The sequence below is a fragment of the Burkholderia sp. Tr-20355 genome, from assembly GCF_017104685.1.
In the GTDB taxonomy this organism is placed as follows: Bacteria; Pseudomonadota; Gammaproteobacteria; order Burkholderiales; family Burkholderiaceae; genus Burkholderia; species Burkholderia seminalis.
Window position 1 is genome coordinate 115,401 of sequence record NZ_JAAGPK010000002.1, and the last position, 23,046, is coordinate 138,446.

Annotated in this window: 23 protein-coding genes; 16 read left to right on the plus strand and 7 right to left on the minus strand. The window is 67.7% G+C overall.

Translation table 11 applies throughout. The annotated features are described in order from the left end of the window. Window positions 1–51: 51 nt before the first annotated feature. The 8 genes from G3N62_RS01210 (at window position 52) to G3N62_RS01245 (ending at window position 10,514) form a co-directional block, all read left to right on the plus strand. Window positions 52–912, plus strand: a complete 861-nt coding sequence (locus G3N62_RS01210) for a branched-chain amino acid ABC transporter permease (RefSeq protein WP_124670053.1) — start codon at window positions 52–54, stop codon at window positions 910–912. Continuing rightward, the gene (locus tag G3N62_RS01215) at window positions 909–1,952 is read left to right on the plus strand and encodes a branched-chain amino acid ABC transporter permease (protein ID WP_034191921.1); all 1,044 of its coding nucleotides are present in this window, start codon (window positions 909–911) and stop codon (window positions 1,950–1,952) included. The genes G3N62_RS01210 and G3N62_RS01215 overlap by 4 nt, the downstream gene beginning before the upstream one ends. Further along, window positions 1,949–2,716 (plus strand): ABC transporter ATP-binding protein, encoded by a 768-nt coding sequence (locus G3N62_RS01220; RefSeq protein ID WP_049034556.1) that lies wholly within the window; start codon window positions 1,949–1,951, stop codon window positions 2,714–2,716. The genes G3N62_RS01215 and G3N62_RS01220 overlap by 4 nt, the downstream gene beginning before the upstream one ends. Then, window positions 2,713–3,414: an ABC transporter ATP-binding protein gene (locus G3N62_RS01225; protein ID WP_124670052.1), complete on the plus strand. Its 702-nt coding sequence runs from the start codon at window positions 2,713–2,715 to the stop codon at window positions 3,412–3,414. Before G3N62_RS01220 ends, G3N62_RS01225 begins: the two co-directional genes overlap by 4 nt. Window positions 3,415–3,448: 34 nt before the next feature. Continuing rightward, window positions 3,449–4,729, plus strand: a complete 1,281-nt coding sequence (locus G3N62_RS01230; RefSeq protein ID WP_124670051.1) for a Zn-dependent hydrolase — start codon at window positions 3,449–3,451, stop codon at window positions 4,727–4,729. Continuing rightward, entirely contained in the window at window positions 4,726–6,228 is a 1,503-nt protein-coding gene (locus G3N62_RS01235) for a M81 family metallopeptidase (protein WP_124670050.1), read from the plus strand. Before G3N62_RS01230 ends, G3N62_RS01235 begins: the two co-directional genes overlap by 4 nt. A gap of 122 nt (window positions 6,229–6,350) precedes the next feature. Further along, window positions 6,351–7,538, plus strand: coding sequence for a beta-propeller fold lactonase family protein (locus G3N62_RS01240; protein ID WP_034191917.1), 1,188 nt, complete (start codon window positions 6,351–6,353; stop codon window positions 7,536–7,538). Window positions 7,539–8,057: 519 nt separating this feature from the next. Continuing rightward, window positions 8,058–10,514, plus strand: coding sequence for a glycoside hydrolase domain-containing protein (locus G3N62_RS01245; protein WP_185733083.1), 2,457 nt, complete (start codon window positions 8,058–8,060; stop codon window positions 10,512–10,514). A 100-nt stretch (window positions 10,515–10,614) separates the two neighbouring features. Here G3N62_RS01245 and G3N62_RS36235 read toward each other — a convergent pair whose 3' ends face one another. Then, a complete protein-coding gene (locus G3N62_RS36235; RefSeq protein ID WP_006405345.1) occupies window positions 10,615–10,749 on the minus strand; it encodes a hypothetical protein in 135 nt (44 codons plus the stop codon). Between the two features lie 401 nt (window positions 10,750–11,150). Between G3N62_RS36235 and G3N62_RS01250 the strand changes: the two genes are divergently transcribed. The 4 genes from G3N62_RS01250 (at window position 11,151) to ampC (ending at window position 14,880) form a co-directional block, all read left to right on the plus strand. After that, window positions 11,151–11,618: a hypothetical protein gene (locus tag G3N62_RS01250; RefSeq protein WP_034191915.1), complete on the plus strand. Its 468-nt coding sequence runs from the start codon at window positions 11,151–11,153 to the stop codon at window positions 11,616–11,618. A 70-nt stretch (window positions 11,619–11,688) separates the two neighbouring features. Then, the gene (locus tag G3N62_RS01255; protein WP_034191914.1) at window positions 11,689–12,501 is read left to right on the plus strand and encodes an alpha/beta hydrolase; all 813 of its coding nucleotides are present in this window, start codon (window positions 11,689–11,691) and stop codon (window positions 12,499–12,501) included. A gap of 106 nt (window positions 12,502–12,607) precedes the next feature. Further along, window positions 12,608–13,480, plus strand: a complete 873-nt coding sequence (locus G3N62_RS01260) for a prolyl oligopeptidase family serine peptidase (protein ID WP_034191913.1) — start codon at window positions 12,608–12,610, stop codon at window positions 13,478–13,480. Between the two features lie 230 nt (window positions 13,481–13,710). Next, window positions 13,711–14,880: a class C beta-lactamase gene (ampC, locus tag G3N62_RS01265; protein ID WP_124670048.1), complete on the plus strand. Its 1,170-nt coding sequence runs from the start codon at window positions 13,711–13,713 to the stop codon at window positions 14,878–14,880. A gap of 65 nt (window positions 14,881–14,945) precedes the next feature. Here the strand turns inward: ampC and G3N62_RS01270 are convergent, their stop codons facing one another. Together G3N62_RS01270 and G3N62_RS01275 are read right to left on the minus strand one after the other, a co-directional pair. Then, window positions 14,946–15,317: a cupin domain-containing protein gene (locus tag G3N62_RS01270; protein ID WP_080288026.1), complete on the minus strand. Its 372-nt coding sequence runs from the start codon at window positions 15,315–15,317 to the stop codon at window positions 14,946–14,948. A 77-nt stretch (window positions 15,318–15,394) separates the two neighbouring features. Next, window positions 15,395–16,513, minus strand: coding sequence for a polyamine ABC transporter substrate-binding protein (locus G3N62_RS01275; protein ID WP_069704892.1), 1,119 nt, complete (start codon window positions 16,511–16,513; stop codon window positions 15,395–15,397). 271 nt (window positions 16,514–16,784) lie between these two features. Here G3N62_RS01275 and G3N62_RS01280 point away from each other — a divergent pair, with 271 nt between their 5' ends. Beyond that, on the plus strand, window positions 16,785–17,639 hold the full coding sequence (locus tag G3N62_RS01280) for a helix-turn-helix transcriptional regulator (RefSeq protein ID WP_034191910.1): 855 nt from the start codon (window positions 16,785–16,787) through the stop codon (window positions 17,637–17,639). Between the two features lie 48 nt (window positions 17,640–17,687). Next, window positions 17,688–18,344 carry an ankyrin repeat domain-containing protein gene (locus G3N62_RS01285; RefSeq protein ID WP_233622755.1) on the plus strand — a complete coding sequence of 219 codons (657 nt, stop codon included), beginning with the start codon at window positions 17,688–17,690 and terminating at the stop codon, window positions 18,342–18,344. Window positions 18,345–18,488: 144 nt separating this feature from the next. Here the strand turns inward: G3N62_RS01285 and G3N62_RS01290 are convergent, their stop codons facing one another. Beyond that, window positions 18,489–18,809, minus strand: coding sequence for a DUF4148 domain-containing protein (locus tag G3N62_RS01290; protein WP_124670047.1), 321 nt, complete (start codon window positions 18,807–18,809; stop codon window positions 18,489–18,491). Between the two features lie 322 nt (window positions 18,810–19,131). Here G3N62_RS01290 and G3N62_RS01295 point away from each other — a divergent pair, with 322 nt between their 5' ends. Together G3N62_RS01295 and G3N62_RS01300 are read left to right on the plus strand one after the other, a co-directional pair. Continuing rightward, window positions 19,132–20,151, plus strand: a complete 1,020-nt coding sequence (locus G3N62_RS01295; protein WP_124670046.1) for an aldo/keto reductase — start codon at window positions 19,132–19,134, stop codon at window positions 20,149–20,151. Window positions 20,152–20,168: 17 nt separating this feature from the next. Beyond that, complete coding sequence (locus G3N62_RS01300) at window positions 20,169–20,585, plus strand: SRPBCC family protein (RefSeq protein ID WP_124670045.1); 417 nt, start codon at window positions 20,169–20,171, stop codon at window positions 20,583–20,585. A gap of 99 nt (window positions 20,586–20,684) precedes the next feature. Here the strand turns inward: G3N62_RS01300 and G3N62_RS01305 are convergent, their stop codons facing one another. From G3N62_RS01305 to G3N62_RS01315, 3 genes are all read right to left on the minus strand, one after another. Then, on the minus strand, window positions 20,685–21,596 hold the full coding sequence (locus G3N62_RS01305) for a LysR substrate-binding domain-containing protein (protein WP_124670044.1): 912 nt from the start codon (window positions 21,594–21,596) through the stop codon (window positions 20,685–20,687). A gap of 169 nt (window positions 21,597–21,765) precedes the next feature. Further along, the gene (locus tag G3N62_RS01310; RefSeq protein ID WP_034191906.1) at window positions 21,766–22,548 is read right to left on the minus strand and encodes an ABC transporter substrate-binding protein; all 783 of its coding nucleotides are present in this window, start codon (window positions 22,546–22,548) and stop codon (window positions 21,766–21,768) included. 40 nt (window positions 22,549–22,588) lie between these two features. Then, the coding region (locus G3N62_RS01315; RefSeq protein WP_206141130.1) for a (2Fe-2S)-binding protein at window positions 22,589–23,046 on the minus strand (458 nt) is incomplete at its 5' end.

The following is a 23,046-nucleotide window of genomic DNA, read 5'->3' on the forward strand; positions in this document are numbered from 1 at the left end:
GCGCCTCGTGTGCCGCGGGCGTCCGTTACCTTCCTTTCCGACACGGAAGCCATGAACGTCTATCTGCTGCAGATCGTCAACGGCATCGGCGTGGGCATGCTGTATTTCCTGCTCGCCGTCGGCCTGTCGATCGTGTTCGGCCTGCTGCGCTTCGTGAATTTCGCTCACGGCGCGTTCTACCTGCTCGGTGCGTATCTTTGCTACCAGGCGCTGCAATGGTCGGCGAATTTCTGGGTCGCGCTCGCGATCGTGCCGCTCGTCGTCGGCGCGTTCGCGTGGGGCGTCGAAAAACTCGTGCTGCGCCATGTGTACGCGCAGCAGCACGAATTCCACATCCTCGCGACCGTCGGGCTCGCGCTCGTGCTGCAGGAGTGCGCGATCCTCGCGTGGGGGCCGCTCGGCGACAACGTGCCGCCGCCCGACGCGCTGAACGGCGTCGTGATCTGGGGCGGCTTCGTCTACCCGAAGTACCGGCTGTTCGTGATCGGGTTCACGGCCGTGCTCGCCGCGTTGCTGTGGTGGGTGCTCGAAGGCACGCGGCTCGGCAGCACGGTGCGCGCGGGCAGCGAGTCGACGGAGATGGTGGCGCTGCTCGGCATCAACGTGACGCGCGTGTTCAGCCTCGTGTTCGCGCTCGGTGCGGCGACGGCCGCGCTGGCCGGCGTGCTCGCCGCACCGATCCGCGGCGTCGATCCGTTCATGGGTATCGAGGCGCTCGGCGTCGCGTTCGTCGTGGTCGTCGTCGGCGGGATGGGGAATTTTCTCGGCGCGCTGGTCGGCGGGCTGCTGGTCGGCATCGTGCAGAGCCTGATGAGCACGCTGTGGCCGGAAGGCGCGCGGTTGATGATTTATGTCGCGATGGCGGCCGTGCTGCTGTTGCGTCCGAACGGTTTGCTGGGGAGGGCCGCATGATCCAGTCGTCGAAACCGCTGCCGCCGGGCGCGGCGGCGTCGCAACGCCCGCAGCCGTGGCGCGGCATGCTGCAGCGGCCGGAAGGCTGGCTGGCGGTGATCGCCGCGTGCGTGCTGCCGCTCGTGTTGAGTTCGGGGTCGCTCGCGACCGAAGTGCTGGTGTTCGCGCTTGCCGCGCTCGGCTGCAACCTGCTGCTCGGCTATACGGGGCTGTTGTCGTTCGGGCAGGGCATCTTCTTCGGGCTCGGCAGTTACACGGCGGGGCTGGTGCTGACGCGCGGCGTCGAGTCGGTGACGGCCGCGCTGGCCGCGGCCGCGGTGCTCGGCGCCGTCGCGGCCGCGCTGGTCGGCTGGTTCTCGATCCGGCAGCGCGGCACCTATTTCGTGATGCTGACGCTTGCGTTCGGACAGTTGTTCTACTTCCTCGCGTATACGACGCCGGATGTGACGGGCGGCGACAACGGGCTGCTCGACATCCCGCGCCCCGCGCTGTCGGCGTTCGGGCATCCGCTCGTCGTGCTCGATTCGCCGTGGCGCTACTACGGTTTCGTCGCGGTGCTGTTCGTCGCGGTGTTCTGGCTGCTGCTGCGCGTGTCGCGCTCGGTGTTCGGCCGGACGCTGCTCGCGATTCGCGACAACGAGGCGCGCGCGGCGGCGGCCGGCTACGACGTGAAGCGCTTCAAGCTCGCGGCGTTCGTGATCTCGGGCGCGGTTACGGGCCTCGCGGGGGCGCTGCATGCATTGATGACGGGCATCGCGCCGCTGTCGAACATCGACTACCACACGAGCGAGGTGATCCTCGTGATGACGGTGATCGGCGGCACGGGCAACCTGTTCGCGTCGGTGCTCGGCGCGGCGTTCTACGTGTTGTTCGCGGACTGGCTGTCGACGTTGTGGCCGCGCTGGCTGCTGCTGCTCGGCCTCGTGCTGATCGCGGTCAGCCTGTTCATGCAGCGCGGGTTGTGGGGGCTCGGCGAACGCGTCATCGCATCGCTGCGGCGTAACGATCGCACTGCGGACACGGTCAAGGAGCAGCCATGAGCGAAGCGATTCTCGAAGCGCGCGGCGTCGTCAAGCGCTACGGCAAGTTCACCGCGCTGGGCGGGGTCGACCTGCGGATCATGCCGCGCACCGTGCATTCGGTGATCGGCCCGAACGGGGCAGGCAAGACGACGCTGTTCCATACGCTGACGGGCACGCTGCCGATCACGTCGGGCTCGATCCTGTTCGACGGTCACGACGTGTCGCGCGAACCCGATCACAAGCGCGTGCGGCGCGGGATTGCACGCTCGTTCCAGGTGACGAGCCTGTTTCCGAACCTGAGCGTGCGCGAGAACCTGCGGGTTGCCGCGCAGGGCGTCGATTCGCGTCGCGCGCTGAATCCGTGGGCGCCGCCGCGCGGTGCGCTCGCGCACGACGGCATCGTCGACGAGGTGCTCGAGCGGCTCGGCCTGCAGCGGTTCGCCGACACCGCGTCCGGCGTGCTGTCGCATGGCCAGCAGCGCCGGCTCGAGGTCGGCATGGCGCTGGCGGCGCGGCCGCGTGCGATTTTCCTCGACGAGCCGACGTCGGGCATGGGGATCGACGATCTCGACGACATGAAGGCACTGATCCGCGGCCTGCGCGACGACTACACGGTCGTGCTGATCGAACACAACATGGGCATCGTGATGGACATCTCGGACACGATCACGGTGATGCAGCAGGGGCGCGTCCTGGTCGAAGGCAAGCCCGATGCGATTCGCGGCGACGCGCGCGTGCGCAGCGCCTATCTCGGCAACATGATCACGGGAGGCCGCGCATGATGCTCGACGTGAAGGACGTGCACGCCTGCTACGGCAAGAGCCACGTGCTGCAGGGTATTTCGCTGAACGTCAATGAAGGCGAGACGGTGACGCTGCTCGGCCGTAACGGCGCGGGCAAGTCGACGACGCTCAAGACGATCGCGGGCGTCGTCGTGCCGACCGCCGGCACGGTGACGTTCGACGGCCGGCCGGTGTCCGGGCAGCCGGCGCACCGGGTCGCCGCGCGCGGCCTGTGCTTCGTGCCCGAGCATCGCGGCATTTTCCGGCTGCTGTCGGTCGAGGAAAACCTGCGGCTCGGCGCGCGCCGCGATTCGCCGTGGCAGCTCGACGACATCTACCGGATCTTTCCGCGCCTGAAGGAGCGCCGCCGCAACGGCGGCGGGCAGTTGTCGGGCGGCGAGCAGCAGATGCTCGCGATCGGCCGCGCGCTGATGAATCATCCGCGGCTGCTGATGCTCGACGAGCCGGTCGAGGGGCTCGCCCCGGTGATCGTCGAGGAGATCGTCGAGCAGTTGAAGCAGATCAAGGCCGCCGGCGTCGCGATCCTGCTCGTCGAGCAGAACCTCGAAGTGTGCACGCAGCTCGCGGACCGCCACTTCGTGATCGAGCAGGGCGTGATCGTCTACGAAGGCAGCAATGCCGCGTTCGCGGCCGATCATGACGTGAAGGACCGGTACCTGGGCGTCGGCGTCGCATGAACGCCGTACCCTTTCAATGCGAGGAATGGCAACGATGCAAGTAGAGCATTTGACTCCGGGCGTCGCGGCGTCCGGCTTGCGCGTCGATGGCGCACGGCTGTGGGACAGCCTGATGCGGCTCGCGCGGATCGGCGCGACCGACAAGGGCGGCGTGTGCCGTCTCGCGCTCACCGAACTCGATCGCGACGCACGCGACCTGTTCGTCGCGTGGGCGAAGGAAATCGGCTGCACGGTGCGTGTCGACGCGATCGGCAATATCTTTGCGCGGCGGGCGGGCGAACGCGACGACCTGCCGCCCGTGGCCACGGGCAGTCATATCGACACGCAGCCGACGGGCGGCAAGTTCGACGGCAACTACGGCGTGCTTGCCGGCCTCGAGGTGCTGCGTACGCTCGATGACGCCGGCGTGCGTACGCGCGCGCCGCTCGAGGTGACCGTCTGGACCAACGAGGAAGGTTCCCGTTTCGTTCCGGTGATGATGGGGTCCGGCGTGTTCTCGGGCGCATTCACGCTCGATCATGCACTCGTGCAATGCGACCGCGATGGCGTGTCGGTGCGCGACGCGCTGGCCGCGATCGGCTATGCGGGCGATGCGACCGGCGCGCATCCGGTCGGCGCGTATTTCGAAGCGCATATCGAGCAGGGGCCGGTGCTGGAGGCGCACGACACGACGATCGGCGTGGTCGAGGGCGCGCTCGGACAGCGCTGGTACGACGTGACCGTACACGGCATGGAAGCGCATGCGGGCCCGACGCCGATGGAGCTGCGGCGCGACGCGCTGCTGGTGGCGGCCGATCTCGTGCGTGCGGTGAACGGCATCGCGCGCGCACATCCGCCGCACGGCCGCGGCACGGTCGGCTGGGTCGACGTGCATCCGAATTCGCGCAACGTGATTCCCGGCCGGGTGACGCTGACCGTCGACCTGCGCGCGGCCGACGACGCGACGCTGGCGGCGATGGATGCGGAACTGCGTGCGACATGCGCGGACCTGTACGCATCAACCGGCATGCGGATCGACGTCGAGCAGGTCGTGTACTTTCCGCCGCAGCCGTTCGACGCGGCGCTGGTCGAGCAGGTTCGCGCCGGTGCGAGCGCGCTCGGGCTGTCGTCGATGAACGTGATCAGCGGCGCGGGCCACGACGCCGTGTATCTCGCGCGTGTTGCGCCGACCGCGATGATCTTCGTGCCGTGCAAGGACGGGATCAGCCACAACGAGATCGAGGACGCCGATCCGGCGCATCTGGAAGCCGGCTGCAACGTGCTGCTACAGGCGATGCTGGGCGCTGCCGGGATCGCGGAGGGCGCTGCGCGATGAAGATCCTGATCGCCCGGATGAACCACGAGACCAACACGTTCTCGCCGGTGCCGACGCCGCTCGCCGCATTCGGCCGCAACGGCCCCGACTGGGGCGACGACGCGTATCGTGCGAACCGCGGGATGCGCACCGCGATGGCCGCGTTCATCGACGCGGCCGCGCGCGAAGGCGCCGACATCGTGACGCCCGTGTCGGCGGCCGCGAACCCGAGCGGGCCGGTCGCGGCCGACGCGTATGCGGCGATCTGCGATGCGATCGTCGCGGCCGCGCCCGGTTGCGACGCGGTGATGCTCGACCTGCACGGTGCGATGGTCGCCGAGCAGAGCGCGGACGGCGAGGGCCACCTGCTCGCGCGCGTGCGCGCGGCGCTGCCCGATGCGTCGATCGCGGTCGCGCTCGACCTGCATGCGAACGTCACGCAGAAGATGGTCGATCACGCGGACGTGATCGTCAGTTTCAAGACCTATCCGCACGTCGACATGTACGAGACCGGCGAGCATGCGGCACGGTTGCTGTTCGACCGGCTTCACGGCCGCGCGCGGCCCGTGCTCGCATGGCGGCAGCCGCCGCTGATGACGTCGACGCTGCGCAGCGCGAGCGCGGACGGCGCGATGCGGCGCGCGGTGGAGGCCGCGCGTGCGGCCGAAGCCGACGGGATGCTGGCGGTATCGGTGCTGCCCGGCTTTTCGCTCGCGGATATTCCCGCACCGTGCATCAGCGTCGTGGTGGTGGCCGACGGCGACCGTGCCGCGGCCGACGCGGTTGCCGAGCGCATCGCGCGGCAGATCTGGGACGCGCGCGACGAATTCGTCTATCGCAGCGCACCGCTTGCCGACTCGGTCGCGCAGGCCGCGGCGCTCGCGCGCGGCGCGGACCGCCCCGTGCTGTTGCTCGATCACGGCGACAACTGCATGTCGGGCGGCCCGTGCGACACGATGGACCTGCTCGAGGCCGCGCTCGCGCAGGGGCTCGACGGCATCGTCAGCGGGCCGTTGTGCGACCCCGAAGCCGTGGCGGCGCTGATCGACGCGGGCGTCGGCGCGACCGTCACGGTGCCGGTCGGCAACCGGCTGCCGTCGCACGGCGGCGTGCGGCGCGAGCCGTTCCGTGCGACGGGCGTCGTGCGCGCGATCACCGACGGCGAATACGTGATCACGGGGCCGACGTACACGGGGCAGCGCGCATACATGGGGCGGGCTGCCGTGCTCGACATCGGCGCGGCCACGCTCGTCGTCACCGAGCGTACGCAGGAGCCGTGGGATCTCGGCGTGTTCGAGAGCGTCGGCGTCGATCCGCGCCGGGCCCGCTTCCTGCTGCTGAAGTCGCGGATGTATTGCCGGCCGGTATTCGTGCCGATCGCGGCCGCGCTGGTCGAATGCGACAGCCGCGGCGTGACGGGCTCGGACTACGGGCTGTTCCGCTACGAGCGGCTCGCGCGGCCGGTGTATCCGCTCGACGACGTGGCACGGTGGGAGTCGGGCGCGCGATCGGCTGCGTGACGGGCCGGGGCGCGAGACGCCGGATTCGCGCGCTTTCGGGCATCATGCGATGGCTCCGGCCCGTCGAGCAGCAGGGCCGGGCAATCCATTGCGTCCGCAACCGATCCGGAGAACCGACCGCCATGCATTCGAATCCCTTCCGCCTGCGCAGCGCGCGCCTGCTCGCCGCGCTGACCTTCGCCACGACGGCCGTTGCCGCGCACGCCGCCGACTGGATCGTGTCCGGCAACGACGGCAAGTACCAGCGTGTCGAGGGCCGCGACACCTATCTGCCGTCTCCGCCGGCCGACACGCTGACGCTGCTCGATGCGAGCACGTTCCCGCCGAAGGTCGCGCTGCAGGTCGACGTCGAGAACGGCATCCAGGGGCCGCCGCAGGCCGTCGCGATCACGCCCGACGCGAAGCTCGCGCTCGTCGGCGCACCGACGCGCTACGACACGGCCGCGAAGCAGCTCGTGTTCGACACGTTCCTGCAGGTCGTGAATCTCGGCGCCGCACCGCCCGCGATCACGCGCATCGAGCTCGGCACGCATCCGCAAGGGATCGCGATCGACCGCTCGGGCCGGCTCGCGCTCGTCGCCAATGTCGACGGCAGCGTGTCGATCCTGCGCATCGACGGCACGCAGGTGACGCTCGACGGCAGCCTGAAGATCGGCAAGAAGCGGCTGGCCGGGATCAGCTTCACGCACGACGGCAAGCATGCACTCGTGTCGCTGCGCGACGAGCAGGGCGTCGCGGTGCTGAACGTCGACGACGGCAAGGTGACCGACAGCGGCACGCGTTTGAGCACGGGCGTCGCGCCTTACACGATCGACGTGTCGAGCGACAATCGCTGGGCCGTCGTCAGCAACGTGGGGCTGGCGGGGCTGCCGGGTTATACGGGCACGCTCGCGGGCGACGCCGATTCGGTCGCACTGGTCGACGTGTCGCGCGTGCCGTTCCGCACGGTCCAGTACCTGACGGTGCCGTCGCTGCCGGAAGGCGTCGCGATCTCGCCGGACGGCAAATGGATCGCCGTGCAGGCGATGGACGGCTCGAACCTGACACCGGACAACCCGGGCCGCCACGCGCACGGCAAGGTGCTGCTGTTCGCGATCCGCGACGGCCAGGCCGTGAAGGTGAACGAGGTGCCCGGCGGCGAAGCCGCGCAGGGCATCGTGTTTACCGCCGACAGCCGGCACGTGATCGTGCAGTTCAACGTCGAACGGCAGCTTGCGCTGTATGCGGTCGAAGGCGGCAAGCTGCGCGACACGGGCAAGCGGATCGCGCTGACGGGCGGGCCGTCGTCGTTGAGGACGCTGCCGCGCTGACGCGCGCGGCATGCCCGCTCGTTCTTCTCCGCGAGTTCATGCGGCGCCCGGCTTCGCCGGGCGCCCGTCGCCCACACTCGTTCACGCCGCCGCCGCAATGCAACAAATGGCGGAAATTCATGCCCGAAGCACTTGGCTTCAGATTGTTTAGTTAAACAAACTGAAAATTCGGGAAACTTCCTGTAGTGCATAAACAGTCGTTGCGGCACTGTAAGCCCTCGGGAAGCGGGTGGCATTCCCGGAAATTGGAGGGCGAGACGGTTGCGGCAGCAACGATTGCCATCGCCGGATTAATCGTTTTAATCAACGGTACTAATCAAAAAAATGAAAAATTCGCGACTCATGCTTGTCGCTGCACTGGCCTGTGCAGCGCTTGCCGCATGTGGCGGCGACGACGTGAACGGTGTTTCGACGGCCACGAACACAGCCGGCGATACGCTGTCGATGGTGCCGCCGGCGACTTCGGTGCCGTCCCCGCAGCCGCAGCCCGGTCGATCGACCGCGCCCAAGCGTACCGACATGCAGCTGACCGGGTTCGTCAACCCGCTCATCGGCACGCAGGTCAACCCGGATTCGGGTTATGCGGGCAACGTGAGCCCGGGCGCGATGGTGCCGTTCGGCATGGTGAACTTCGGGCCGAACACGCCGCGCCGCGACTTCAACGGCTCGGGCGGCTATCTGTCGTCGGGCGGCTCGGGCGGCACGATCGACTTCTTCAGCGTGACGCATCTGAGCGGCGTCGGCTGCCCGGGGCAGGGCGCGGTCGCGATGCTGCCGACCGATGCGGCGACGGCGGTGGCATCGGGCGGCCGGCCGATCGGTATCGGGTACAGGTATGCCGATGAAACGGCCCAGCCCGGCTACTACAAGGTGCGCCTCGCGAACGGCATCGTGACGGAGCTGAGCGCGACGGCGCGCGCCGGCATCGCGCGTTTCACGTACACGAACAAGGACAAGGGCTTTTTCTCGATCGATGCGAAGCTGAACGGCAACAGCGATTCGGGCAGCACGAAGGTCACCGCGAACAACGTCGCGCTGGCGCTCGCGAGCGACGGCAAGTCGCTGAGCGGACAGGCCGTGGCGCCGGCATTCTGCACGCCGTACGGTACGGTCTGGAATGCGCCCGTGTATTTCCACGCGACCTTCGACAAGCCGCTGCGCAGGCAGACCGGCACGTCGTCGGTGAACACGGCCAGCAACGGCGCGGCGACGCTGCAGTTCGACCTGACCGACGCGGACCGGACGGTGACCGTGAAGATCGGGATCTCGTCCGTCAGCCTCCGGAATGCGCGGGCGAACCTGAAAGGCGAGGGTGACAAGCTCACGTTCGACGACGCGCGGGCGAACGCGTCCGGCCTGTGGAACGACCGGCTCAACACGATCCAGATCGACCAGGCCGCGAATCCGTCCTCGCTCGATGCGACACAGAAGGCCAACCTCACGAAGTTCTACACCGCGCTCTACCGCGTGTTCGGCACACCGACGCTCTACAGCGACGCGAACGGCGAATTCCGCAGCATGCGTCAGCCGAGGAACGCGGACGGCAGCTATCCGAAATCGGTTGACCAGACCGGCACGATTCCGCCGCGCGCGACGGCGGAGGTCGGCGACTACGCGTTCCGGCGCGCCGACGGCTCACAGGGCGGCGCAGGCGCACACTACACCGGCTTCTCGCTGTGGGATACCTACCGGTCGCAGGTGCAGCTGCTGGCGATGCTCGCGCCGAAGGAATCGAGCGACATGATGCAGTCGCTCGTCGTCGACGCATTGCAGTGCGGCGCCTTTCCGCACTGGGTCGACGGCAGCGACGACTCGACGCCGATGGCCGGCGACAACGCACTGAACGTGATTGCCGGCGCGTACAAGTTCGGCGCGACCGATTTCGACCTGGTGTCGGCCGCGCGGCTGACGAAGCAGTCGGTATTCGATCCTTCGAGCGCATGCAACGACCGCACGAGCGCGGCGGGGCTCGCCAATTTCCTGACGGCCCATTACCTGTCGCAAAGCGACGACGGCCATTCGTCGTCCGCGACCATCGAGCGCGTGCTGAGCGATCGTTCGGCCGCCGCGTTCCTGCAGGCGCTGCCGGCGAGCGTGCTGAATGCGCCGTCGGTCGGCGTGACGCCGGACAACATCGGCACGCTGTACACGCGGGCCGGATGGTGGCGCAACATCTTCGACTACACGAACAAGGTGATCGCCGCGCGCAACGCACCGCCGTCCGGTTCGGCGCCCGGCACGCTGGGCACGCTCGTGCCGGGCGCGTTCCACGAGTCGACGGAGCCGAACTACTTCTGGACCTTCGCGCAGGACTGGACCGCACTGATCGACGCGATCGGCGGCAAGCAGGCGGCCGTCGCGCGGCTGAACAACCTGTTTGCGATCACGACGCCATTCTCGACCGTGCCGGGCTCCGCCGACCTGAACGGCGGCGAAGCGTCCACCCGCCTGTACATCGGCAACGAACCGTCGTTCCAGTCGCCGTGGGGATACAACTGGGCCGGCCAGCCGAGCGGCGCGCAGTACATCCTGCCGATCATCATGTCGAAGGCGTTCACGACCGCGCGCGACGGCCTGCCGGGCAACGACGACATGGGCGCGACGTCGAGCTGGTACGTGTGGGCGGCGCTCGGCATGTTCCCGGTCATTCCGTCGGAAGCCGGGCTCGCGTTGTCCACGCCGCAATTCAGCGGGATCACCGTCTGGCTCGGCAACGGCAAGACGCTGCGGCTCGACAGCGACAAGCAGGTCGCGATGGACGCGTCGGGTCGTCCGTCGTTCGCGTACATCCAGTCGCTGAAGGTCAACGGTGCGGACTATGCCGGGTCGTGGCTGCCGCTCGGCACGATCGCCAACGGCGGGACGATGCGCTACACGCTGTCCGCGACGCCGACGCAATGGGCGGCTGCCGACAACCTGACGCCGCCGTCCGGGCCGAACGCGGACTACACGCGCATGACGGCTGGCGCGCACTGACGGCGGCGCCATCACGGAGGGCGCGTGGCGGCTCGACCGTCCCGACCGTCCCGACCGCGGATCGGGGCTCGGCGGTGTGCCGCCGGCATGCCGACGGGCGTTACGGACGCAGCAGATCGAACCCGCCGAACACGACGACACCGCTGAGCGCGATCATCGCGACGGAGTGCTGGCCGAAGTAGAGAATCGCGGCGGCAAGCCACGTCGTGATGCAGAAGGCGCCGATGCGGGCCATCGTGTGTTCCTCGAATACATGATGAATGAAGCGCGCGCCGCACGGCGCTCGCCGCTCGAACCGGCGAGCGGGTCACGGGGGCAGGCGGAACAGGCGACCCGCTGCGCCGCGATGGCGGTGTCGGCACGCGTGGCATGCCGCGCCCGACAGGGCGGGAGTCGATACCGGCGCGGTAGCACGCGAACGCCCGAAGGCGGTCGACGCGCGGTTCCGGCCGGCGAAGCCGCGATTTTACCAGCGCCGCGGTGGTGCCATTCTGGCCCTTTCGCGACTGAAACGGCGATCGGTCGGCGCATCCGTCCGACCCCGATACTCAAGTTTCGTGTGACGAATGCCGTAAACGAGTTGGAAGGCATTTCCCGCCCCGTCACGATTCGTTTACCGACCCAGGGACCGACACGATGCAGATCGATTTCTCCACGACCGCGCGCGCCTCGCTGGCGGACAGCGGCGTGAGCGCAAACCCATCGGCCGCCGCGGCCGCGACCTCGTCCGCCGACGGCACTACGGCTGCCCCGGGCAGCACCGGCACGACGGGGACGAGCAGTACCACCGGCGCGAAGGCGGCCGGCGATACCGGCGAAACGCTCGGCGCATCGGGTGCGTCGTCGGCGGAGGACCCGGCCGTCACGCAGTTGAAGGCATTGATCGAGCGGCTGCAGAAGCAGCTCGCGACGCTGGAACGGCAGATGGCGGACGCGGCCCGGCGCGCGAAGGACGATCCGTCCGCCGTCATCGAGCAGCAGACGCTGGGCGCGCAAGCCAGCTCGATCTCGGCGGCGCTGTCGACGGCGATCTCGCAACTCGCGGCGGCGCTCCAGAAGTCGGGCAACGCGTCGTCGGGCGGGCTGGTGTCGACCCAAGCCTGACGGCTTCGGGCCGCGCGGCCCGCACGCATTACAATCGCAAGCGCGTCTCCCTCGAAAGGACGGCAGAACGATGCATGCGGAACCCGACGACGACGAACTCGTCCGCTTCGACGCCCACGGCGGCACGCCGCTGCCGGCGGCCGAGGTCGAAGGCTGGCTGGAACACGACGGCGCGCGCATCTGGCACGCGTCGTTCGGCCATGGGCCGCCGGTCGTGCTGCTGCACGGCGGCCTCGGTCACGCCGGCAACTGGGGCAACCAGGTGCCGGCGCTGCTCGCGGCCGGCTACCGCGCGATCCTGATCGACAGCCGCGGCCACGGCCGCAGCACGCGCGACGCGCAACCCTATTCCTACGAACGCATGGCGTCGGACGTGCTGGCGGTGCTCGACGCGCTGCATGTCGACCGCGCGCGCTTCGTCGGCTGGAGCGACGGTGCGTGCGTCGCGCTCGTGCTGGCGGCCCGTGCACCGGCCCGCGCGGCCGGCGTGTTCTTCTTCGCGTGCAACATGGACCCGAGCGGCACGAAGGAGGTGGTGCCGGGCCCGCTGATCGACCGCTGTTTCGCGCGGCACCGCAAGGACTACGCGCAACTGTCCGCGACACCCGATCAGTTCGACGCATTCGTCGCGGCCGTCAGTGAAATGATGCGCACGCAACCGAATTACACGGCGGGGGATCTCGCGGCGATTGCCGTGCCGGTCGCGATCGTGCAGGGCGAGCACGACGAATTCATCCGCCCCGAGCATGCCGCGTATCTGGCGGACACGATTCCGGGCGCGACGCTGACGATCCTGCCCGGCGTCAGCCATTTCGCGCCGCTGCAGCGCCCCGCGCGATTCAACGCGGCGATGCTGGCGTTTCTCGACCGGCTGCCGCGGTGATCGTACGCGCCCGCCGGGCCGCATGCGTCGTCCGGCCGATGCGGATTCTTCTCGCCGGCCGTCGTACTCCGTCGTTCCAGAAAAACAATCGTTCGGGACTCAGATCATGCGCGTCATCCTGATTTGCCTTGCATTCCTGATTGGCGATGCCCACGCCGGGCCGTTTGCATCCGACCTGCACGAATCGGTGGATACGGTCGACGTCAAGGTGAAGGATTTCTACGGCAAGGAAGATACCGGCACGGTCGCGATCACGCGGTTCATGCCGAGCGGGAACGGCCCATTCCCGATCCTGCTTCTCAATCACGGGCGCAATGCGCAGGATCGTGTCTCACCGGCGCGATTTCGTTATACGCAACAGGCCAGGTTCTTCGTCAGCAAAGGATTTGCCGTATTCGAACCGACGCGGATCGGATACGGGCGATTCGGCACGCAGTTCGATCCGGAATACAGCGGTGCATGTCGCCACAAGGATTATCACCCGCTGGTCGACGCGGCACGCGCCGAGGAGCGCGCGGTACTGGACTACGCGAAACACCAACCGGACGTCGACCCGAATCGCATCGTCATCGTCGGTCAATCGGTAGGCGGCCTCATCACGACGGCGATGGCGGCCGACAATCCGGACGGCGTGGTCGCGGCGATCAATTTCGCCGGCGGCGCCGGCGGCGATCCCGTCCAGCACCCCGGGGCGCCGTGTCAGGGCGAACTGATGGAAGCGATGTTTTCAAGCTTCGGGACCACGGCGCGTGTCCCGATGCTGTGGATCTATACGGAGAACGACCGGTACTTCGATCCGACCTACAGCGGCGCGTGGTACAAGGCCTTCGTCCGTGCGGGCGGCGACGCGGATTATCGGCTGCTGCCGCCGTTTTCCGACAACGGACACCTGCTGTTCTCGCGTGGCATCGACCTCTGGCAACCCGTCGTGTCCGAATTTCTCGAGCATCACGGCTTTCCTTCCGCACACCAGCCTTGACCCGCATCGCGGTCGAGCCTCGATCGCGGCAGGCGCGGCGGCACCCGTGACGATGCGTGATGCCGCGGGTCTCATAAGAATTTCTTTAGGCTCGCGCAACATATCGTCGATTGTTGGCGGCCGGCCGGCGGCGGATAGTCCTGCATCGACAGGCCGGCCAGAACGATCGCCGTGCGGCGCGTAGCGGCCTGTTGCTCATGCAACCATCCGATACCAAAGGAACCGCAACGATGCGATTCACCATGACCCGCTTCGCCGCGACGCTGCTCGTCGCCGCCTGCGCCACCACTGCGGCCGGCCGCGCGGCCGCCGCCGTGCAGGACGACATCCGCGACACCGTGACCCGCCACGTCGCCCCGCTGATGAAGCAGTACGCGATTCCCGGCATGGCGATCGGCATCGTCGCCGACGGCAAGCCTTACGTGTTCGACTACGGCGTGATGTCGAAGCAGACCGGCAAGCCCGTCACCGGCGGCACGCTGTTCGAGATCGGCTCGGTCAGCAAGACGCTGACCGCGACGCTCGCATCGGACGCGCAGGAGGACGGCGAGCTGTCGCTCGCGGACCCGGTCGCCAAGTATCTGCCCGAACTGCAGGGCAAGCCGTTCGGCGTCGTCACGCTGCTCCAGCTCGGCACGCACACGCCCGGCGGGACGCCGCTGCAGGTGCCCGACAGCATTCGCGACGACGCCGGCCTGATCCGCTATCTCGACGCGTGGCGGCCCGAGTATGCGCCGGGCACGCACCGCAAGTATTCGAACGTCGCGATCGGCATGCTCGGGTGGCTCACCGCGAAGGCCATGCACAAGGACTTCGCGGCGCTGATGGAGCAGCGGCTCTTTCCCGCGCTCGGCATGACGCACACGTACATCAACGTGCCCGACGCACGCATGGCCGATTACGCGCAGGGCTATACGAAGGACGGCAGGCCGGTCCGGATGACGCAAGGCATGCTGTGGCAGCCGGCCTACGGCGTGCGGACCACGGCGGCGGACCTGTTGCGCTTCGTGCAGGCGAACATGGGGATGATCCAGACGGCGCCGCGCCTGCAGCGCGCGATCGACCGCACGCACGCCGGTTATTTCCGCGCGGGGCCGCTGACGCAGGACCTGATCTGGGAACAGTATCCGTACCCGGTCGCGCTGCCGACGCTGCTCGAAGGCAACGCACCGAAGATGCTGTACGACGCGGTACCGGCCAGCGCGATCAAGCCGCCGCTGGCGCCGAACCCCGATACGTGGATCAACAAGACCGGTTCGACCGGCGGCTTCAGCACGTATGTCGCATTCGTGCCGTCGAAGCGGATCGCGATCGTGATGCTCGCGAACGGCAGCGTGCCGATCGAGGACCGCGTGAAGGCCGCGTACGGGATTCTCGGGTCCCTTGGCGCCGGGCGGTAACGTTTCCGCGAGCGGCGGCGACAGGGGTGGGGCGCGATGGCGCGTGCGAGCCGTGTCGTCGTCGCTTACCCGGCCGGTTGCTCGTCGTAGGCGACGAAGATCTTCCGCGTGCGTTCGACGACTTCCCAGGTGCCGCGAAAGCCGGGGGGAATCACGAAGCGGTGGCCCGCGCGCACGGTCTTCCGGTTGCCCTCGGTGTCGGTGAGCACGGACGTGCCTTCCAGGATCTCGCAGTACTCCGCTTCCGTATAGGCGACATGCCAGCATCCGGGCGTGCTTTCCCAGATGCCGGTCGAGAACCGCCCGCACGGACTCGCGAAGCCCGGCGTGAGCGTCTGCAGCGGATCGCCGGAGATCAGCTTCTCGGGCGACACGCGGTACTGCGTGGGCGCGCCGCTCGGGCGGAGCGCGTCGGTAATCAATGAAACGTCGATCATGATGGTCAGGTTGCGTCGAATTGAAATGAACGCGCCGTCGGCGCGTTCGCATGATTTCATACTTGCGGGCGGTTGCGTCAGTTGCCGGTTTTCAGTTGCTGCCACAGGCGGTTCTCGAGGCGCGCGATGTCGGCCGAACGCGGCTTCGAGAGCGTCATCCTGTCGAGCACGTCGGCGGACAGGTACACGTTCGGGTCGTGCGCGACGGCCGGCGTCACGTACTGACGGGCCGCCCGGTTGGCGCTCGGGTAGTAGATCTCGTTGGTGATGTCCGCGTTGACCTTCGGGTCCTGGATGTAGTTGATCCATTGCAGCGCGGCCTCCGGATGCGGCGCATCCTTCGGAATCGCCATCACGTCGAACCACAGGATGCCGCCTTCCTTCGGGTTCGCGTAGCGGATCTCGTAGCCGCGTTTCGCCGCGGCCGCTTCGCGGCGCGCGACGCTGACGTCGCCCGACCAGCCGAGCACGACGCAGACGTCGTTGTTCGCGAGGTCGTTGTTGTAGCCCGACGAGTTGAACTGCGTGATGTAGGGGCGCACCTTCTTCAGCATGTCGAACGCCGCGTGATAGTCGGCCGGGTTCTTGCTGTTCGGGTCCTTGCCGAGATACTGGAGCGCGGCCGCAAACACGTCGTCCGGCGCATCGAGGAACGACACGCCGCAGCTTTTCAGCTTCGACACGTTGGCCGGATCGAACACCAGCGCCCAGCTGTCGAGCGGCGCACCGTCGCCGAGTGCCTTCCTGACCGCCTGCACGTTGTAGCCGACGCCGTCGGTGCCGTAGGCCCACGGCACACCGTACTGGTTGCCCGGGTCCGATTCGGCGATCTTCTTCATCAGCGCGGGATCGAGGTTCGCGAGATTCGGCAGCTTCGTCTTGTCGAGCTTCTGGTACACGCCGGCCTGGACCTGCTTGGCCATGTAGTTCGACGTCGGCACGACGATGTCGTAGCCCGAACTGCCGGCCAGCAGCTTCGACTGCAGCGTGTCGTCGCTGTCGTAGACGTCGTAGCGCACGTGCACGCCCGTTTGTTTCTGGAAGTCCGGGATCGTCGTCTTCGCAATGTACTCGGACCAGTTGTAGACGTTCAGTTCGGCGTCGGCCGCGCGGGCCGGCGACACCGACAGCGGCGCGAAGCACGCAACGGTCGCGATTGCAACGGGGAAGGCGAGACGAAAAACGCGGACGATCATGGTCACTCCCTTTCGGAACGAGGGCGGCGCACTGCGTGGCGCATGCGCGCCGCGGGACGGTCGGCGAGGCGCGCGCCGGTTCGCTTCGAACCGCGAACGCGCCGACGGGCCTCGCCGGATATCGGAGATGACTGTAGGGGGCGGCCGGCCGGATGTCTGTCCATGAAATCCGTACAGCCGGGCGGCCGCGTGCACCGGAACCCGGCGCGAGGGAATTGGCAACGCACTTTTGGCGTGGTAACGGTGGTCGTCTCCTTCTCCCGTGCATCGTATGACCGACCATGACACCGCCGCGGCGACCGATATCCAGTTGAACCAGCTCGTGTTCCTGTCCGACGCGCTGTCGGCCGTGGCCGGAGCGATCGGCTCGCCGGATTTCGTCGCGGTCGTGTTCGAGAACCTCGCGCGCATCGTCGATTGCGATTCCATTCATCTGGATTACGAGGACGAGTCGCTGCTCGAGCGGCGCGTCGGCTGGATCGGCAGCTACGGCACGTATCCGGACCAGATCGAGCGCACGATGACGCGCTATTACCGCGATTTCGCGCGGATCGACACGACCTTCGACTGCATCCGCGGCGAGCGCGATACGCAGTTGCTGCAGTTGTCGACGCTGCGGCTGAACCCGGAGATCCGGCGCGCGTTTTACGATACCGAGGACATTCACGACGAATGCGTGGTCACGTATCGCGTGGACGAGCTGACCTACGCGCTGTCGGTATGCCGCGCGCGCCGGCTGCCGCCGTTTTCGCTGAAGGAGCTGAGCATCGTCCGGCATGTCGCGCTGATCGTGTTGCCGCTGGCGGTCGCGCATCGACGCATCGTCGGCGACCGGCCGGCCGATGCAGGCGCGGCGCGTGCGCGCGAGGGCGTCGTCACGCAGCGACTGCACGACGTGTTCGAGAAGCTGACGTCGCGCGAGTCGGAAGTGTGTGCCCGCCTCATTCGCGGCCGGAAGACGCAGGATATCGCGCACGAACTCGGCATTCGTCCGTCGTCGATCGACACCTACGCGCGGCGCGCGTTCGCGAAGCTCGGCATCGAATCGCGGCGCCAGCTGCTGAACCTGCTGGTCGATCACGATGCGCTCGACGCGTCGTCGGCGGCGCGCAGGAGCGACGCGTGACGGCGCCGCCGTGACGCACCCGCGATACGCAAGGAGCGCCCGTTGAGCATGGTCTGGGATGGAATCACGAGCGCCGATGTGCTCGGTGACGCGCAGGTCGAAAGCCGGCACGCATTGGCCGACGCGGCGCGCAGCGGCGAATGGGCGACGGTGCTCGACTTCGTGGCACGCCAGCCCGACCTCGTCAATGCGACGCGGCTCGGCGGCACGTCGTTTTACACGCCGCTGCATCAGGCCGCTTTCGGCGGCGCGCCGCGAACGGTCGTTGCCGAGCTGCTGCGCCTCGGTGCATCGCGCATGCTGCGCGATGCACGACGCGAGCGTGCGGTCGACATCGCCACGCGGTTCGGGCATCGGCACCTGGTCGAGTTGCTGACGCCGCAGCCGCAGCGCTTCGTGCCCGACGATACGCTGCGCGCCATCCAGCGCCGTTTCCACGAGATGATTCTCGGCCGCATCGCTCACCTGCGCGTCGACGCACTGCGCCTGCCCGAACTCGAACCGCTGCTCGAACTCGACGCGCAGGCCGGAAACACGTGGTTCGCCGTGCCGGGCATGTACGGCGGCTTCGGTTATGCGTTGCGCACGGACGGCGAGACGACCGTGCTCGTGTCGGAGAGCTGGAGCCGCGTGGTCGGCGGGTCGGGCCAGCGACACGAGATCACCGCGCATGGCTGCACGCTGGTCGAAGAAGGGTTCGTCTGACGCGGCCGATCGTCCCGTCGCGCTCGAAACCCGAATGACGCGCGGCCCGAATGCCTGTTCGGGCGATTCGGGCCGGCAAGGCGCAGGGGAGGGGCGAATCGTTGCGCGTGTCGGGAGGCGTGCTCTCCTGCGCGCCGCCGCGGCTCAATGTCCGCGATAGATCGAGTGGCGGCTGTCGATCGTCGTCGCGCGGCCGGATTCGCCGGTGGTGCGGGCTTCGCTGCCGTAGCCCGCTTGGTCGGCTTCCGGTGCGACGGTATTTTCACGCACGCGCTTTTCGGCGGCGAGGATCGCGACCGGATACCGGTTGTGGTCCAGCGCCGGGGTGTAGCCGACGGCCGCGAGGCGGGCCATTTCGGTCTTCACGTCGGCGCGGGTCAGCGGGCGGTCGGCCTGTTGCGCGAACGACAGCACGGGTGCGGAAAGGATCAGTGCGGCAAGCGTGGAAGAAATCGGCGTTTTCATCATGGGTCCCTGTCAGGTTGGGTGAACCGCAACCACGTCGATGTCGTTGCGAGTGCAGCCAATATAGGTATCGCCACGCCCGGGAAAAACGGCCTCCGGCCCAATTGATTTTTGAGCTGGAATCACGAATCGGGAGCGAATTCGGTCGACGGCCTTGCCGGTCAAGCGTTTCGCCGGAACGGGGGCGGGGAGGCACATCGGTACGCGCATCAAACAGGTCGATCAGACCTCGTGGGACTCAAGTGTGTCGAATTCCGTCTTGGACAGACTTAACCGGCGTCCCTAGACTGAACTCGCTTTCCCATACTCCCTGGAGAAAATCATGAGTCTCGAAGACAAGCTGCCCTGCAACAAGATCCTTGGTTTCGGTACTGCCCCGCTCGGCAACATGTTCCGCAACATTCCCAACGCGGAAGCCGCGGCCACCGTCGAAGCGGCATGGCAACACGGCATCCGATATTTCGATTCGGCACCGTTCTACGGCGCCGGTCTCGCGGAAATCCGCCTCGGCGACGCGCTGGCGAACCATGCGCGTGATGAATACGTATTGAGCACGAAGGTCGGCCGCGTGATCCTCGATGAAATCGAAGACGTGTCGGCGCGCGATCTCGGCGAAAAGGGCGGCCTGTTCGAACACGGCCGGCCGAACCGCATCGTCAACGACTACACGGCCGACGCGACGCTGCGTTCGATCGAGGACAGCCTGAAGCGCCTGCGTACCGACCGCCTCGACATCGTCTGGGTGCACGACATCGCCCAGGACTTCCACGGCGATGAATGGCTCGCGCAATTCGAGGTCGCGCGCAAGGGCGCATTCCGCGTGCTGAGCAAGCTGCGCGAAGAAGGCGTGATCGACGCATGGGGCCTCGGCGTGAACCGCGTCGAACCGATCGAGCTGGTGCTCGACCTCGCCGAACCGCAACCGGACGGCATGCTGCTGGCCGGCCGCTACACGCTGCTCGATCACGAACGTGCGCTGCAACGCGTGATGCCGGCGGCTGCCGCGCAGAACGTCGGGATCGTCGTCGGCGGCCCGTACAGCTCGGGCGTGCTCGCAGGCGGCACGCACTTCGAATACCAGAAGGCTTCGCCGGCAATCCTGGCGAAGGTCGAGCGGATCAAGGCGATCGCCGCGCGCCACGACGTGCCGATCAAGGCCGCCGCGCTGCAGTTCTCGATGTCGCATCCGGCCACCGTCGCGGTGATCCCGGGCGCGAGCCGTCCGGAGCGGATCGCGGAAGACCAGGCTGCGCTGAACGTGGCGATTCCGGCCGATTTCTGGCGTGACATGCATGAACAAGGCCTGATCGCGGCCAATGCGCCGCTGCCGACCGGTCGTTGATCCTGACGGGTGATGACGTGGCACAGGCAAATGCAAGCATCGAACTCCCGGCTTCGGCCGGAACCGTCTGGCAACTGATCGGCGGCTTCGGGTCGCTGCCCGACTGGCTGTCGTACATTCCTGCCAGCGAGCTGGGCGAAGGCGGGCGCGTGAGGCGTCTCGCGAACCTGGTCGGCGAGACGATCGTCGAGCGGCTGGTCGCGTTCGACGAAGCGGCACGCAGCTACACGTACGCGATCCTCGAAGCGCCGTTCCCGGTCGTGAACTATCGCGCCACGCTGCGCGTGCGCGAAAACGGATCGAACGCGTCGACCGTCGAGTGGTCGGGCACGTTTACGCCACGCGGCGCGACCGACGACGAGACCATCCGGTTGTTCCGCGGGATCTACGAAGACGGCCTCGCGGAACTGGCGAAGCGGTTCGCGGCGGACTGACGGCAGTGCGTCGCATCGTGTGTGAAGGCGGGGGCGCGTCCATGCCGTTCGGTATGCGAAGCAGGTGCGCGCCCGCCACCTGCGCGCGGGGTGCCGGTCTTATTTCTCAACCGCCGCGACAACGTCCTCGCCGGTCAGGATCTCGCGGAAGATGCCGACCAGCGGCCGCAGGTTGACCTTGTGCCACGCGGCCCACAGCGGCGTGCGGTAGCTGAACCACGGCAGCTCGCGCAACACGACGCCTTCCGGTACCTGGTGTCGCAGGCTCTGCTGGATCATCGTCACGCCGAGCCCGGCGGCAACCAGGCCGAGCGCCGCGAGCGGCTCGGTCGCTTCCACCGAAATGTCCGGCGAGAAGCCGGCCCTTGCACAGGCCGCGACGAACGCGCCGTGACGCGGCGCGCTTTCCTGCTGCGTCACGCCGATCCACGCCTGGGCGGCGAGATCGCCGGCGACGAGCGCCTTCTTCTTCACGAGCGGGTGCCCGTCGGGCATCGCGAGCAGCATCGGATCGTTCAGCACCATCGTCGAGTCGAGTTCGGGATCGTCGGGCGCGGGCGGCTCGGTGACGAGCGCGATGTCGAGGCTGCGCTCGCGCAAGCCTTCGAGCTGCGCGGCGGACTGATAGTTGTACAAGGCGATATGAACGGCGGGACGATCGGCGCGCAGCGTCTTCAGCGCGCGCGGCAGCACGCCCGAGTGCGTGGCCGTTTCGAGGTAACCGATGCACAGGCCGCCTTCGTCGCCGCGGCCGAGCCGGCGCGCGAGCGATTCGAGCCGGTTCGCATGGCGCAGGAACGCATGCGTTTCGCTGAGGAACGTGCGCCCGTCGCGCGTCAGACGAATGCGCTGCTGGCTGCGTTCGAACAGCGTCAGGCCGAGCTTTTCCTCGAGCTGCGCGATCTGGCGGCTGAGCGGCGATTGCGAAATGTGCAGGCGCTCGGCCGCGCGGCCGACGTGTTCTTCTTCCGCGACCGCGATGAAATACTGAAGCTGGCGGATGTCGAGCATATAAGACCTTCGGGGACTCAAGTCTTTTTAATTATGTCCCTGGTGGACTTATTCGTGCAACCTGGCCGGATGCAATTTTCCTTCAAACCCGGGGAGGCGTGCGAGCCTCGACGACATGCCGCCGATCGCGCGTCAGGCGTCGCATGCGCGGCGCCGCCGGCGCGCCTCGTCAATTTCCGTACAGGTCGAAATCGAAATACTTCGACTGGATCGTGTTGTAGGTGCCGTCGCTGCGGATCTGCGCGATCGCGCGATTGAGTGCGTCGCGCAGGTCGCCGTCGGCCTTGCGCACGCCGGCCGCGTCGCCGTTGCCCATGATCTTCGGGTCGTACACGACGCCGCCGGCGAACGAGAAGCCCTTGCCGCGCGGCGTCGACAGGAACCCGAGCTGGCCTTGCACGGCATCCATCAGCACGCCGTCGACGCGCCCGGTGACGAGGTCCGCATACGCCTGGTCGTAGCTCGGATACGGGACGACCTCGACCTTCGCGGCCGCCCACTTCTCTCGCGCATAGGTTTCCTGGATCGTGCCCTGTTCGACCGCGACGCGCTTGCCGGCGAGCTTCGCCGCGTCCGGCAACAGCCCCGAGCCGGTGCGCGCGATCAGCCGCGTCTGGTTGCGGTACAGGCGGTCGGTGAAGTCGATCTGCTGGCGCCGCTGTTCGGTCGCGGCCATCGACGACAGGATCACGTCGAACTTGCGCGCCTGCAGCCCCGGAATCAGCCCGTCGAAACTGCTCGACACCCACACGCATTTCGCCTTCAGCTTCGCGCACAGCGCGTTGCCGAGATCGATGTCGAAGCCTTGCACGCTGCCGTCGGTCGCGGTCGATTCGAACGGCGGGTAGGTCGGGTCGACACCGATGCGGATGGTCGTCCATTCCTTCGCCGACGCCAGCGACGCGAAGGCCATCGCGGCGGCGGAAAGGAGAATCGTGAGGCGCGTCTTCATGGTCAGGCTCCGTTCGTGTGAGGAAGAGTAGGCATGCGCGTCAGCTCGGGAAATCGCCGCGCTGGAAATCGTTCGACAGTTCGAGGGCGTCGGCCATCTCGCCGACGGTGACGGGCTTGATCGGTGCGCGGATCCGGTAGTAACCGACGTCGCCGACGCTGCGCCGCTGCACCTCGGCGATCAGCTCGCCGACCGTCGTGCCGCACCAGCGGCCCTGGCACGGGCCCATGCCGCAGCGCGTGAATGCCTTCATCTGGTTCGGTCCCTGGCAACCAAGCGCGGCGAGCTGGCGGATCTCGCCGGCCGTGATCTCCTCGCAGCGGCACACGATCGTGTCGTCGTCGGGGCGGCGCAGCGCGGCGGGCGGCGTGTACAGCGCATCGAGCAGCGGGCGCACCGCGAGATGACGATGCAGCGCGCGCAGTACCGGGCGCTCGCGTGCGGCCTGCCGCTGCGCGTCGAGCGTGCCGAGTTCCGCGGCGATGCCGAGCGCCGCCA